The organism is Kineococcus vitellinus (genome assembly GCF_009906315.1).
Lineage (GTDB): Bacteria > Actinomycetota > Actinomycetes > Actinomycetales > Kineococcaceae > Kineococcus > Kineococcus vitellinus.
This window is the reverse complement of the sequence record NZ_JAAALL010000111.1, coordinates 1-13,130: the sequence shown is the minus strand read 5'-3', so window position 1 is coordinate 13,130 and position 13,130 is coordinate 1. Positions and strand designations below refer to the sequence as shown.

11 protein-coding genes are annotated in these 13,130 nt (G+C 74.2%); 4 read left to right on the top strand and 7 right to left on the bottom strand.

Going from position 1 to position 13,130, the window contains the following annotated elements:
* Positions 1–47: 47 nt before the first annotated feature.
* Genes GTQ99_RS11490 through GTQ99_RS11480 form a run of 3 tightly spaced genes read right to left on the bottom strand, consistent with a single transcriptional unit; the run spans position 48 to position 3,368 of the window.
* Positions 48–929, bottom strand: a complete 882-nt coding sequence (locus GTQ99_RS11490) for a carbohydrate ABC transporter permease (protein WP_166615870.1) — start codon at positions 927–929, stop codon at positions 48–50.
* A complete protein-coding gene (locus tag GTQ99_RS11485; protein ID WP_166615869.1) occupies positions 926–1,894 on the bottom strand; it encodes a carbohydrate ABC transporter permease in 969 nt (322 codons plus the stop codon). The genes GTQ99_RS11490 and GTQ99_RS11485 overlap by 4 nt, the downstream gene beginning before the upstream one ends.
* 19 nt (positions 1,895–1,913) lie before the next feature.
* Entirely contained in the window at positions 1,914–3,368 is a 1,455-nt protein-coding gene (locus GTQ99_RS11480) for an ABC transporter substrate-binding protein (protein WP_338074930.1), read from the bottom strand.
* 107 nt (positions 3,369–3,475) lie between these two features.
* Here GTQ99_RS11480 and GTQ99_RS11475 point away from each other — a divergent pair, with 107 nt between their 5' ends.
* Positions 3,476–4,441, top strand: a complete 966-nt coding sequence (locus GTQ99_RS11475) for a sugar-binding transcriptional regulator (protein ID WP_166615867.1) — start codon at positions 3,476–3,478, stop codon at positions 4,439–4,441.
* Positions 4,442–4,513: 72 nt separating this feature from the next.
* Here GTQ99_RS11475 and GTQ99_RS11470 read toward each other — a convergent pair whose 3' ends face one another.
* Complete coding sequence (locus GTQ99_RS11470; protein ID WP_166615866.1) at positions 4,514–5,482, bottom strand: aldo/keto reductase; 969 nt, start codon at positions 5,480–5,482, stop codon at positions 4,514–4,516.
* Positions 5,483–5,628: 146 nt separating this feature from the next.
* Between GTQ99_RS11470 and GTQ99_RS11465 the strand changes: the two genes are divergently transcribed.
* Positions 5,629–6,162, top strand: a complete 534-nt coding sequence (locus GTQ99_RS11465) for an Hsp20/alpha crystallin family protein (RefSeq protein ID WP_166615865.1) — start codon at positions 5,629–5,631, stop codon at positions 6,160–6,162.
* 72 nt (positions 6,163–6,234) lie between these two features.
* Here the strand turns inward: GTQ99_RS11465 and GTQ99_RS11460 are convergent, their stop codons facing one another.
* Genes GTQ99_RS11460 through mobA form a run of 3 tightly spaced genes read right to left on the bottom strand, consistent with a single transcriptional unit; the run spans position 6,235 to position 9,644 of the window.
* A complete protein-coding gene (locus tag GTQ99_RS11460) occupies positions 6,235–7,986 on the bottom strand; it encodes a glycoside hydrolase family 15 protein (RefSeq protein ID WP_166615864.1) in 1,752 nt (583 codons plus the stop codon).
* Positions 7,983–8,975, bottom strand: a complete 993-nt coding sequence (locus GTQ99_RS11455; protein WP_166615863.1) for a zinc-binding dehydrogenase — start codon at positions 8,973–8,975, stop codon at positions 7,983–7,985. Before GTQ99_RS11455 ends, GTQ99_RS11460 begins: the two co-directional genes overlap by 4 nt.
* 9 nt (positions 8,976–8,984) lie before the next feature.
* Positions 8,985–9,644, bottom strand: coding sequence for an NTP transferase domain-containing protein (gene mobA, locus GTQ99_RS11450; RefSeq protein WP_166615862.1), 660 nt, complete (start codon positions 9,642–9,644; stop codon positions 8,985–8,987).
* Between the two features lie 84 nt (positions 9,645–9,728).
* Between mobA and chvE the strand changes: the two genes are divergently transcribed.
* Both chvE and GTQ99_RS11440 read left to right on the top strand, forming a co-directional pair.
* Positions 9,729–10,802 (top strand): multiple monosaccharide ABC transporter substrate-binding protein, encoded by a 1,074-nt coding sequence (gene chvE, locus GTQ99_RS11445; protein WP_166615871.1) that lies wholly within the window; start codon positions 9,729–9,731, stop codon positions 10,800–10,802.
* Positions 10,803–10,922: 120 nt separating this feature from the next.
* Positions 10,923–13,130: sensor histidine kinase (locus GTQ99_RS11440; protein ID WP_166615861.1), on the top strand; the 2,208-nt coding region annotated here is incomplete at its 3' end.

The window sequence follows — 13,130 nt, the reverse complement described above, 5'->3', positions numbered from 1 at the left end:
GGGGGTGGGGGGTGGTGCGTCGGTCGGGACCTCGGGTGGGCCTGCGGTCACTTGACGGCACCCATCGACAGGCCCTGCACCAGCTTGTCCTGGGCGGCGAAGCCGGCGACGAGCACGGGCAGCGAGACGACGGTGGCGGCTGCGCACAGCTGGGCCAGGAACAGCCCCTGGCTGGTGACGAAGCCGGTGAGGAAGACCGGGGCCGTCCCCGCGACCGTCGCGGTGAGGGTGCGGGCCAGCAGCAGCTCGTTCCAGCTGAAGATGAAGCAGATGAGCGCGGTCGCGGCGATGCCCGGCATGGCGACCGGCGCGACGATCGTGCGCAGCGTGCGCATCAGCCCGGCGCCGTCGATGGAGGCGGCCTCGAGCATGTCCACGGGGACCTCGGACAGGAACGACTGCATCATCCAGACCGCGATCGGCAGGTTCATCGAGGTGTACAGCAGGGTGAGCAGCCAGATGTTGTCGACGAGGCCGGTGTTGATGGCGAACAGGTACAGCGGCAGCAGCGCGGCCACGACGGGCAGGAACTTCGTGGACAGGAAGAAGAACATGACGTCGGACCACTTGCGCACCGGCCGGATCGACAGCGCGTAGGCGGCCGGGATGGCCAGGCACAGGACGACGGCGGTGGAGACGAGCGAGGCCCACAGCGAGTTCAGCAGCGGCACGCCCGGGTTCGCGTCGAGGAAGGAGCGGTAGCCGTCGAGGGTCAGGCCCGCCGCCAGCGAGGGCGGGTTGGTGGCGGCGTCGGTCTCCGAGTGCAGGGACGTCAGGACCATCCACAGCACGGGGGCCACGAACAGCAGGCCGACGATCCAGGCGAGCAGCCCCCACAGCGGGCTGGAGCGCTTCATCTCCCGGCGCCGGCGCTCGCCGCGCGAGGTCGGGACGTTGGTGCCCGGGACGGTGGCGGTGGCGGTGCTCATCGGCCGGCCTCCTGCTTGAACATGGACGAGACGGTGCGCAGGGCGAAGGTCGCCACGATGATCGTGCCGATGACGACGACGACGCCCATGGCCGAGGCCAGCCCGTAGTCCTGGGCGGAGAAGAAGGCCTGGTAGATCGTGTACGGCAGGTTGGCGGTGCCCTGGGCGCCGGAGGTGATGGTGAACACGGCGTCGAAGTTCTGGACGATGTAGATGGCGCCCAGCAGACCACCGAGCTCGAGGTACTGGCGCAGGTGCGGCAGCGTCAGGTAGCGGAAGATGCCGAAGGCGTTCGCCCCGTCCATGCGGGCGGCCTCCTCGGCGTCGGCCGGCTTGGACTGCAGGCCGGCCAGCAGGATCAGCATCATGAACGGGGTCCACTGCCAGATGAGCGACGCCATGATCGAGATGAGCGGCATCTGGCTCAGCCAGTCCGGCTGCGGCGGGCTGTCGCTGCCGAACAGGCTCCAGATCCAGGTGAGCGCGCCGTTGAAGAGGCCGTAGTTCGGGTTCAGCAGGGCGTGCTTCCACAGCAGCGCGGCGGCGATCGGCACCACGAGGAACGGCGCGATCATCATGGTGCGGACCAGGCCGCGGCCCAGGAACTTGCGGTCCAGCAGCAGGGCGATGAGCATGCCCAGGACGAGGCTGACGCCGACGACGACGACGGTGAGCAGGATCGTGACCCACACCGAGGCCCGCAGCGAGGGGTCGCTGAACACGCGCACGTAGTTGCCGAACCCGGCGAAGCCGCGGTCCTCGGGGTGGAAGGCGTTCCAGTCCATGAAGGAGATGACGATCGTCGCCACGAAGGGCAGCTGCGTCACGACGATCGTGAAGATCAGGGCGGGCAGGAGCGGTGCCCGGCGCGCCCAGTCGGCGGCCCGGCGCGCTCCGCCCGCGTCGTTGGGGACGTTGGGGCCCACCGCGGGTGTCTTGCCCCGCGTGGTGGTTGTGCTGCTCATGAAGACCTCCGGCGGGGTTTCAGCTCTGGTAGCGCTCGGTGACCTGGGTGGTGGCCAGCTCCTGGCCGGTGTCGAGGGCCTCCTCGACGGTGGTGCTGCCGGCGATGGCCGCGCTGACCCCCTGCGACGTCAGCGTGCCGAGGTTCGCGAACTCGGGGATGGCGACGAACTGGATGCCGGGCGCGGGCCGCGGCTGCACGCCGGGGTCGTCGGGCTTGGCGGCCAGGATCGACTGCTGCGTCGGCTCCCAGAACGGCCCGGCGCTCTCGCGGTACTCGCTGTTCTCGTAGGTCGACGTGCGCTTGCCGGAGGGGACGCTGGCCCAGCCGACCTCGTTGCCGACGAGCTCCTCGTACTCCTTGCCCGAGGCCCAGGAGATGAACCGCCACGCGGCGTCCCGCTTGGTCGAGGCGGTCTGGATGGCCCAGCTCCAGGCGAACAGCCAGCCGGAGGACTCGGTCTCCTTCACCGGGGCCGGTGCGTAGCCCATCCTCCCCGCGACGGGGGAGTCCTCGGCGTCGAGCGAGCCCGCGGCCGACGTCGCGTCGTACCACATGGCGGCCTGGCCCTGGGTGAGCGCGTTGAGGCACTCGGCGAACCCGGCCTGCGCGCTGCCCAGCGGGCTGTGCGTGCGCACGAGGTCGACGTAGAAGCTCGTGGCCTCCACGAACTCGGGGGCGTTGACCCTCGACGTCCAGTCCTCCTCGAACCAGGTGCCGCCGAAGGTGTTGACGACGGTGGTGAGCGGGGCGAACACCTGGCCCCAGCCGGGCTGGCCGCGCAGCGCGATGCCCCGCATGCCCGGTTCGCCGGGGACGTTGCGGTCGATGCGGGCGGCGATCTCGGCGACCTCCTCCCAGGTGGGCTGGGCGCTCAGCTCGATGCCCAGCTGCTCGAAGACGTCCGCGCGGTACATGAGGAAGGAGGACTCGCCGTAGAACGGCTCGGCGTAGATGCGCCCGTCGTCGCCGGTGAGGGCCGTCGACATCGACGGCAGGATGTCGGCCTGGTCGAAGTCCGGGTCGGCGTCGAAGAACTCGTCGAGCGGCAGGATCCAGCCGAGCTGGGAGTAGAACGGCGTCTCGTAGTTGGAGATGGACGCCACGTCGTAGGTGCCGGCCTGGCTGGAGAACTCCTGGGCGATCTTGTCGCGCACGTCGTTCTCGGGCAGGACGGTGTAGTTGACCCGGATCCCCGTGGGGCGGGTGAAGTGCTCCTCGGTGAGGGCCTGCAGGTCGATCATCTGCGGGTTGTTGACCATGAGGACGTCGATGCTGTCCGAGCCGCCGCCGGGGGAGGTGCCCGCTCCCGCGCAGCCGGCCAGCAGGGCGGTCCCGCCGAGCCCGGCCGCGCCGGCCAGGACCGAGCGCCGGCTCGGTGCGCCGGGGGTCCAGAGGCCCTGCGGTGGGTGGGGGGAGCCGCCGCGGCGCCCGTTGAGCCTGGTCAAGGTGACCTCCCGAGTCGTCGTCGACACCGCGCTCATCTGAGCGGCTTACTCTCAGCTGTGCAATACTCACGGCTGGCGCAGGGGTTGTCAATCAGGCTCCCCGCCGAGGTCACCACGAGCCGAGGAGGGCTGCGATGGCGAGGACGCCGCTGCGCGGTGGGACGGCCGCCTCCCCGAGCGCCCTCGCGCTCGCCGCCGACGCGGCCCGCCGCTTCTACGTCGAGGGCCAGACCAAGGTGGACATCGCCCGCCAGCTCGGGGTCAGCCGCTTCAAGGTCGCCCGGCTGCTCGCCGACGCCCAGGACGCCGGGCTGGTGCAGATCCGCGTCACCGTGCCCAGCTCCCTGGACGGCGACCTCGCCGACGCGCTGCGCGCCCGCTTCGACGTGCGCGCCGCCTACGTCGTCAAGCCCGAGGTGGACACCGTCCCCGGCCAGCGCCGGGCGGTCGCCCGCTTCACCGCCGGCCTGCTGGAGGAGAGCGTCGGGCCCGACGACGTCGTCGGGCTGGCCTGGGGGCGCACGATCTCCGAGCTGGCCGCGGCCCTGCACGCCGGGCTCGGCTGCCGCTTCGTGCAGCTGTCCGGCGCGCTGCCGCGCCCGGACGTCGAGGAGAGCGCCGTCGAGCTGGTGCGCCGGGCGGCGGAGGCCACCGGGTCCTCGGCGACCACCTTCTACGCCCCGCTGGCCGTGCCGGACGCCGCGACGGCCGAGGGGCTGCGCTCGCAGTCCGGCATCTGCGAGGCCCTGGCCGAGCTCGACCGGCTGACCAGGGCCGTCGTCTCCGTCGGCGCCTGGCGGCCGGGGGAGTCCACCGCCCTGGACGCCCTCGGCGACGCCGACCGCCGGGCGCTGGCGCGCGCCGGCGTCGTCGCCGAGGTCACCGGGGTGCTCTTCGGCGCCGACGGCCAGGACGTGGACGCGCTGGCCGACCGCGTCATCGGCGTCACCGGCCGCCAGCTGCGCGCCGTGCCCGACGTCGTGGCGATGGCCTGCGGCGACGTGCGCGCCGAGGCCACCGCCGGCGTGCTGCGCAGCGGGATCGTCTCCACGCTCGTCACGCACGCCTCGCTGGCCCGCGCCGTGCTCGCGCAGCCCTGAGCCCCGCCCCGATCCGTGATCTTCCACGGTGCACCGTGGAAGATCACGGATCGGGAACGGACGGAGGTCCCGTCAGAAGCCGGCGACCTCGTGGGGCTCGTAGGGGGCCTCCAGCTCGGCGACCTCCTCGTCGGTGAGGTGCAGGTCCACCGCCGCGATCGCGTCGTCGAGGTGGTGCGGCTTGGTCGCCCCCACGATGGGCGCCGTGACGACCGGGTTGCGCGCGACCCAGGCGAGGGCGACCTGCGCGCGCGGGACGCCGCGGCGCTCGGCGACGCGGGCGACCGCGGCGACGATCGCCGCGTCGGAGTCGCGGTAGAGCGTCTTGCCGAACTCGTCGGTCTCCGAGCGGCTGGTCGTGGCGTCCCAGTCGCGCGTCAGCTTCCCGCGCGCCAGCGGGCTCCACGGGATGACGCCGATGCCCTCGTCGGCGCACAGCGGCAGCATCTCGCGCTCCTCCTCGCGGTAGAGGAGGTTGTAGTGGTCCTGCATCGTCACGAAGCGGGTCCAGCCGTTGAGCTCCTGCAGGTGCAGGGCCTTGGCGAACTGCCACGCCCACATCGAGGACGCCCCCAGGTAGCGGACCTTGCCGGCCTGGACGACGTCGTGCAGCGCCTGCAGCGTCTCCTCCAGCGGCGTCGTGGGGTCGAAGCGGTGGATCTGGTAGAGGTCGACGTAGTCGGTGCCCAGCCGGCGCAGGGAGTTGTCGACCTCGGTGAGGATCGCCTGCCGCGACAGCCCCGCCCCGTTGGGCCCCGGGCGCATCCGGTTGAACACCTTGGTGGCGATGACGACCTGGTCGCGGGGCACCGCGGACAGCAGCACCTTGCCGACGATCTCCTCGCTGGAGCCGTCGGAGTAGACGTTCGCGGTGTCGAAGAAGTTCACGCCGGCGTCCAGCGCCTTGTGCAGGAACGGCGCGCTCTCCTCCTCGGGCAGGGTCCAGGAGTGGCCCCCGCGCTGCGGGTCGCCGTAGCTCATGCAGCCGAGGACGAGCTTGGAGACCTCCAGGCCGGTGCGGCCGAGCTTCACGTAGTCCATGCCGCGATCCTCGCCGGGGTCGGCCCCGGTCGCGCGTCAGCCCAGGGCGAACGAGCGCACCGCCCGGAATTGAGTCGGGGGGACTCACGTTGGGTCAGTCGACGGCGCTCACCCCGAGCGCCACCAGCCGTCCGAGGAGGACACTGATGAACACGATGTCCGTGTGGCGCCGCAGCCCCTTCGACGCCCAGTTCGACGCCCTGGTCCGCAGCGCCTTCGGGCCGCTGACGAGCACCGCCCCGGCCCGCACCGGCGGCTTCGCTCCCGCCGCCGAGGTCACCCGCGACGGCGACGACGCGCTCGTGCGCCTGGAGCTGCCCGGTGTCGCCCTCGACGACGTGAGCGTCGAGGTCGAGCGCGGCACCCTCGTGGTCCGCGGCGAGCGCCGGGACGTCCGCGCGGACGACCAGCGCGGCCGCAGCGAGTTCCGCTACGGCGCCTTCCGCCGCAGCTTCTCCCTGCCGGTCACCGTCGCCGCCGACGCCGTCAGCGCGAGCTACGACGCCGGGGTCCTCACGGTGCGCGTCGCCGGTGCGCACGCCAGCGCGCAGCCGACCCGCATCGCGGTCACCGCGGCCGCCCCGCAGGCGGTCGAGACCCGCGAGGCCACCGAGTCCGCCACCGAGCCCAGCACCGGGCCCGCCACCGAGTCCTCCCCCGAGGCCCCCTCGGCCGAGTGACGCCCCGCGAGACCCCCGCGACCCCGCCGCAGCGGGGGGTCGAGGGGGTCTCGCCGTCCCCGCCCGGTGGGCTCAGCGGGCCAGGCGCACCGAGCTCGACAGCAGCGCCGCGTGCACGAACGCCTGCGGCAGGTTCCCCCGCAGCTGGCGCTGGCGCACGTCCCACTCCTCGCTGAGCAGCGCCGCCGGTCCGCACGCGGCCCGGTTGCGCTCGAAGAAGCGGAAGGCGTCGACCTCCTCGCCGGCCGCGTGCAGCGCCTCCGCCAGCAGGAAGCCGCACAGCAGGAAGGCCCCCTCGGTGGTGCCCAGCGGCATCGAGTCGGGGGAGTAGCGGTACACGTGGTGGTCCTCCACCAGGTCCCGGCGCACCGCCTCCAGCGTCGCCCGCGAGCGCGGGTCGTCCACCGGCAGCGCCCCGTGCAGCGGCGGGCGCAGCAGGGCCGCGTCGACCCCCGGCTGCCCCGGGCTGCGCTGCCAGCGCCCCTCCACCGGGTGCAGGCTCTCGCGCGAGGTCCGCGCCAGCACCTCGTCGGCCAGCGCCGAGTAGCGCGCCGCGTCGCCGGGGGCGGAGACGCCGGCCACGCACTTCAGCCCCGCCACGCACTCCAGGCGCGAGTGCGTCCAGCGGTCGTCCTCGATCTCCCAGATGCCGGCGTCCGGCTCCTGCCAGCGCTGCTCGATCGCCGAGACCGCCACCTCCACGGCCCGCCAGCCGTCGGCGTCGAGGGCGTCGAAGCGCGCGGCGGCGGCCAGCAGCTGCAGGACCTCGCCGAACGCGTCGAGCTGGAACTGCCCGCGCACGTGGTTGCCGGCGACGTCCCAGCCGCCGGGGTAGCCCGCCAGCCCCGTCGTGCGCTCGGCCGGCACCGGCGCGCCGAGCACCGTGTACGCCGGCGACATGCCCGGCCCGTCGGCAAGCACCCGCTCGGTGACGAAGCCGACGAGCGTCTCGAAGAGCGGGTGCGGCGCACCGCACTCGGCGAGCGCGAGCCCGGCGTAGCACTGGTCGCGCACCCAGGCGTAGCGGTAGTCGTAGCTGCGGCCGCGCTCGGCGTGCTCGGGCAGCGACATCGTCGCCGCCGCCACCATGCCGCCGGAGTCGGAGGTCAGGCCGCGGATCACCGCGAACGAGTGCTGCGCCTCCGTCGGGGCGACGCTGTCGCGGACCTCCGGGACCGCCGAGCGCCAGGTGTGCTCGGTGGACTGCCAGGCGTGCCAGGGGTCCGGCGGTTCCTCGGGCAGCCGGGTCCCCACCTCCAGCACGAGGTGGTGGCTGGCGCCGGCGGGCACCCGCAGCCGCCGGCGCAGCACCCCGTCCTCGACGTCGGCCTCCGCCAGGCCGCTCAGGCGCACCCGCAGGTCCCCGGTGCGCCCGCTCCAGCGCCCCTGCTCGTCGCGGCGCAGGTTCCGCAGCGCCTTCGTGCCGAACCCGGCGCGCAGGTCCAGCAGCACGTCGACCTCGGCCTCGCCCTGCGCGGCGACCACCTCGCGCAGCACGACGGCGCGCTCGGGGTCGCTCGGCATCGCCAGCGCGTCGCGGCAGTCGACCGTCCCGTCCCCGCGCGAGGTCCAGCGGTGGCGGAAGACCAGCGTCCCCGGCTCGTAGTGCCCGCCCCACACGAACGGGTGGACCGGCGTCACCGAGAACGCGCCCCGCCCGCCCAGCAGGGCGGCGAAGACCGCGTCGTCGTGCCAGGTCGGCGCGCACAGCCACGTCATGTCCCCGCGCGGGCCCACGACCGCGCCGCGCGCGCCGTCGGCCACCAGCGCGTAGTCGCGCAGCACGTGCGGGGGGAAGCGCCGGGCGAACTCCTCGGGCCTCACGCGGGCGCCTCGGCCCCCGTCACCAGCAGCAGCTTCCCCACGTGCGAGGAGCCCTCCATCACCTCGTGCGCGCGCGCGGCCCGCCCCAGCTCGAAGCGCTCGTGCACGACCGGGCGCACGCCGCCGTCGACGACCAGCGGCCACACGTGGTCGCGCACGCTCGCCACGACCGCCGCCTTCTCCTCCGGCGACCGGGAGCGCAACGTCCTGGCGTGCACGGAGATCCGCTTGCGCAGCAGCAGGCCCAGGTCGACCTCGGCGCTCGTGCCGCCCTGGGTGGCGATCACCACCAGGCGGCCGTCGGTGCCGAGCACGTCGAGGTTGCGGGCCAGGTACGGCGCCCCCACCAGGTCCAGCACGACGTCCGCGCCGGCGGGCTCGAACCCGCGCACCCGGGCGACGAAGTCCTCCTCGCGGTAGTCCACCAGCAGCTGCGCACCCAGCTCGGCGCAGCGGCGCAGCTTGTCCGGCGACCCCGCCGTCACCGCCACCCGGGCCCCCACCTGGCGGGCCAGCTGGATCGCCATCGTCCCGATGCCGCTGGACCCGCCGTGCACGAGCAGCAGCTCGCCCGGGCGCAGGCCCGCCGTGGTGAACACCGTGCTCCACACCGTGCACGCCACCTCCGGCAGCGCCGCGGCGTCGACGACGTCGACGCCCTGGGGCACCGGCAGCAGCTGACCGGCCGGGACCGCGACGCGCTCGGCGTAGCCGCCGCCGGCCAGCAGCGCGCACACCGCGTCCCCGGCCCGCCAGCCCGTCACGTCCCCGCCCAGCGACTCGATCCACCCGGAGACCTCCAGCCCGGGGTGCTGCGGCGCACCGGGCGGCGGCGGGTACAGCCCGCGCCGCTGCATCGCGTCGGCCCGGTTCACCCCCGCCGCGGCCACCCGCACCACCACCTCGCCGGGGCCGGCGACGGGGTCGGGCGCCTCCCGCTCGACGAGGGCCTCAGGGCCGCCGGGCTGCTCAACGGTCACGATCCGCACGGGCCGACCCTACGTTCGCCCTCCCGGGCCCGCCCGGCCGAGCAGCCCGCGCGCGCGCTCCAGGTCCGCCGGCACGTCCACGTCCAGGCACTCGGCCTCGCTCACCGCGACCTCCACGACCGCCTCGGGCGCCTCGAGCGCCGCGCGCGCGAGCAGCGCGCGCAGCGGGCGCCCGGCCAGCGGCCCCTCGGCGGCCAGCGCGCCCAGCACCGCCAGCACCGGCTCGCGCCGCCACGCCGACAGCAGCGGCTGGCGCCGCCCGCCCGCGTCCACGCCCACCGCCGCCAGCGCGCCGGGCCGCGCCCGCAGCGCCGCCAGCAGCCGCGGCACGGCGCTCGCCGCGAACGGCTGGTCGCCGGCCAGGACCACCACGAGCGGCGTCGAGGCGGCCGCCAGGCCCACCGCGAGCGCCGGCAGCGGCCCCCCTCCGGGGGGCTCCTCCTGCAACCGGGTGACCGTGGGACCGGCCGCGCCTGCTGCGAGCGGGTGACCCACGACGAAGACCCGCCCCGGGCGCTGAAGCCGCCCCGCCAGGTGGCCGATGACGGTGGTGTCGGCCAACCGCGCCGACAGCTTGTCCGCGCCCGGTGCCTGCGCGGCGTAGCGGCGTCCCGCGCCGCCCGCCAGCAGGACGACGTCGGCCCGGTGGTCCGCACACCCGTGGAGCACCCGGCCAGTCTCCCGGCCGCGGCCCACCGGCACCACAGCGCACCGGTGCGAGCAGCGCTCGCCCAGACCAAGGAGAAGCCCGTGCTGAAGAAGAGCCACGCCGCCGTGCTCGTCGGCGCCGCCCTCGTGCTGTCGGCCTGCGGCGGGGGAGCCGACGCCTCCGACGAGAGGACCGACACCAAGAGCGTGGGCATCGCCATGCCCACCACGTCCTCGACGCGCTGGATCTCCGACGGCAAGAGCATGGTCGACCTCTTCGAGGCCGCCGGCTTCACCACCGACCTGCAGTACGGCGAGGACGACGTCGACAGCCAGGTCAGCCAGATCCAGCGGATGATCGACGACGACGTCAGCGTCATCGTCGTGGCCGCCATCGACGGCACCCAGCTCACCGGCGTGCTCTCGCAGGCCGAGGCCGCGGGCATCCCCGTCATCGCCTACGACCGCCTGCTCACCGGCAGCACGGACGTCGACTACTACGCCTCCTTCGACAACGCGGAGGTCGGCCGCCTGCAGGCGCAGGCGATCGTCGACCGGCTCGGCCTCGAGACCGCCGCCGGGCCGCTGACGATCGAGCTGTTCGCCGGCTCGCCCGACGACTCCAACTCCTACGGCTTCTACGAGGGCTCGATGGAGGTCCTCAAGCCCTACCTGGACGCCGGCAAGCTCGTCGTGCGCAGCGGCCAGACCTCGATGGACCAGGTCGCCACCGAGCGCTGGGACGGCGCCACCGCCGCGGCCCGCCTCGAGGGCTTGCTCACCGCCCACTACGCCACCGCGCGCCTGGACGCGGTCCTCTCGCCCTACGACGGCATGAGCCGCTCGATCATCTCGGCGCTGCAGGCCCGCGGCTACGGCTCCGCCCAGCCCCTGCCGGTCGTCACCGGCCAGGACGCCGAGCTGGAGTCGGTGAAGTCGATCCTCGCCGGCCAGCAGGCGCAGACGGTGTTCAAGGACACCCGCGAGCTCGCGAAGACGGCGGTGCAGATGTCCGAGGCCGTCCTGGCCGGTGAGCAGCCCACCACGACCGCCACCGCGAACAACGGCGTCAAGGACGTCCCCGCGCAGCTCCTGGAGCCCGTCTCGGTCGACGCGGGCAACGTCCAGCAGGTGCTCGTCGACAGCGGTTTCTACGCCGCGGACCAGCTCGCCGGCTGACCCGCCCGGGCGAGGTTCCCCGGTTCCGCTCAACCCGGGGACCCCGTCTCCCGATCACTCCCAGGTCTGCTCCACCTCAGTGGGCACCTGACAGCCCACTCACGCGTACGGAAGGTCGACATGCTGCGCAACCTGAGCATCAGAGCCAGGCTCCTGGTCCTCCTCTCGGTCCCGCTCGCGGTGCTCCTGGTCGCCGCGGTCGCGATCGACGTCCGTCTCATCACCTCCGCCGCCGAGACCCGCCGCGTGGCGATGTTCGCCGGCACGGCCGACGAGGGCAGCCAGCTGCTCGTCGCGCTCCAGCAGGAGCGGCTCGCCAGCGTCCAGTCGCTGGTCGAGGGCTCGGGCGTCACGCCCGAGCAGGTCGCCGCGGCCCGCACCGCCTCCGACGGCGCGCTCCAGGCGCTGGCCGCCGAGCTGACCGAGGTGGACCTGGCGGACGGCGGCTCGGCCACCGCGGCCGCGCTGCAGAAGGCCCAGGCGGCCTCCGGCGCCATCGCCCAGGTCCGCGCCATCGTCGACAGCGGCAACACCACCGCCGCCCAGACGCTCACCGCCTACGACCCGTTCGTCAACGCCTACTCCGACCTGGCGCTCGCGGTCTCCGACGACACCAGCGAGCGCGACCTCGCCCGCGACCAGGCCGGCTTCGCCTACCTGGTCAAGGAGAGCGAGGCGGCCTCCCGCGAGCAGGTCGCCGGCCTGCTCGTCCTGGAGGGCGTCACCTCCGCCAGCGTCACCCAGATCCGCGGCACCTCCATCGCCGAGCAGGAGTTCTTCCAGGACCAGGCGGACTCGCTGCTCAACGCCGACCTGGCCGACCGCGTCGACGCCGCGCTGAACGCCTCCGAGGCCTCCCAGGCCCGCGCGTTCGTCAGCAAGGACCGCAACGCGTTCACCGCGGCCGGCTCGGCCGCCCCCTCGCTCAGCGCCGAGGAGTGGCTGACCCGGACCGGCACCGTCATCGCCAGCCTCAACACGGCCACCGACACCGCCGCCCAGGACGTCTCCGACCGCGGCGACGCCGCGGCCTCGAGCGCCTTCCTGCGCGGTCTGCTGCTGGCCGCGCTGACCCTGCTCGTCGCCGTCGGCGTCGTCTTCTTCGCCCTCACCGTGGCCCGCAGCATCGGCAGCCGGCTGCGCGCCCTGGCCGCCGCCGCGACCGAGGTCCGCGACGAGCTGCCCCGCATGGTGGAGCGCATGCAGACCCCGGGCGAGGGCCCGGGCGTGGAGTTCTCCCCGCTGGAGATCACCAGCACCGACGAGATCGGTGAGGTCACCAGGGTCATCAACGACCTCAACGAGACCACCTTCCGCATCGCCGGCGAGCAGGCCGCGCTGCGCGCCTCGATCGCCGAGATGTTCGTCAACGTCGCCCGCCGCGACCAGGCGCTGCTCGCCCGCCAGCTGGCCTTCCTGGACCAGCTGGAGCGCACCGAGGAGAACCCCGACACCCTCGAGGACCTCTTCACCCTCGACCACCTCGCGACCCGGATGCGGCGCAACGCCGAGTCCCTGCTCGTGCTGGCCGGCATCAACACCGGCCGCCGCCTGCGCCGGCCGCTGCCGCTGTCGGACGTGGTCCGCACCGCGGCCGGTGAGATCGAGCACTACGGCCGCGTGGACCTGGCCCTCCAGGTCGACCCGCCGGTCGTCGGCCACCTCGCGCTGTCGCTGTCGCACCTCGTGGCGGAACTGCTCGAGAACGCGACGAACTTCTCCGACCCGGGCACCCGCGTCGTCGTCGGCACCGCCGAGACCGAGCGCGGCATCGAGGTCACCATCAAGGACGCCGGCCTCGGCATGAACGCCGAGGAGGTCGAGACCGCCCACCGGCGCATCAGCGGTGGCCGCGCCTCGGAGTTCGTCGGCGCCCAGCGCCTCGGCTTCTACGTCGTCGGCCGCCTCGCCGGCCGCCTCGACGTGGACGTCCACATCGACACCGCCGAGGGCGCGGGCACCACCGTCACGCTCGTCCTCGCCGCCTCGCTGTTCACCCCGGGCAGCGTCAAGGCCGGCCAGCCCGAGCTGGCCGCCCTCGACAGCGGCCTGCCGGCCGCCGACACGGCTCCCGCCGCGCTCTCCGCGCTGCCGGACGCCGCGGTCTCCGCGCTGCCGGACGCCGCGCCGGCCAGCACCGCGGGCCTGCCCACCCGCAAGCCCGCCGCGACCACGGGCGCCGACACGATCGTCAGCAACCCGCTGGCGGCCGACGGCCTCGGCGACGCCCTCTCGGCGACGCTGCAGGAGTCCGCGGCGCAGGCCGCGGCCAGCTCCGAGGTCAACCCGTCCGCGCCCACGAAGGTGGAGGGCCGGCAGCTGCCGACC

What these genes read in the sequence shown, in the direction of transcription:
- GTQ99_RS11490 (WP_166615870.1), bottom strand. Translation starts at nt 929, where the DNA reads ATGAGCACCGCCACCGCCACCGTCCCGGGCACCAACGTCCCGACCTCG.
- GTQ99_RS11485 (WP_166615869.1), bottom strand. Translation starts at nt 1,894, where the DNA reads ATGAGCAGCACAACCACCACGCGGGGCAAGACACCCGCGGTGGGCCCC.
- GTQ99_RS11475 (WP_166615867.1), top strand. Translation starts at nt 3,476, where the DNA reads ATGGCGAGGACGCCGCTGCGCGGTGGGACGGCCGCCTCCCCGAGCGCC.
- GTQ99_RS11470 (WP_166615866.1), bottom strand. Translation starts at nt 5,482, where the DNA reads ATGGACTACGTGAAGCTCGGCCGCACCGGCCTGGAGGTCTCCAAGCTC.
- GTQ99_RS11465 (WP_166615865.1), top strand. Translation starts at nt 5,629, where the DNA reads ATGAACACGATGTCCGTGTGGCGCCGCAGCCCCTTCGACGCCCAGTTC.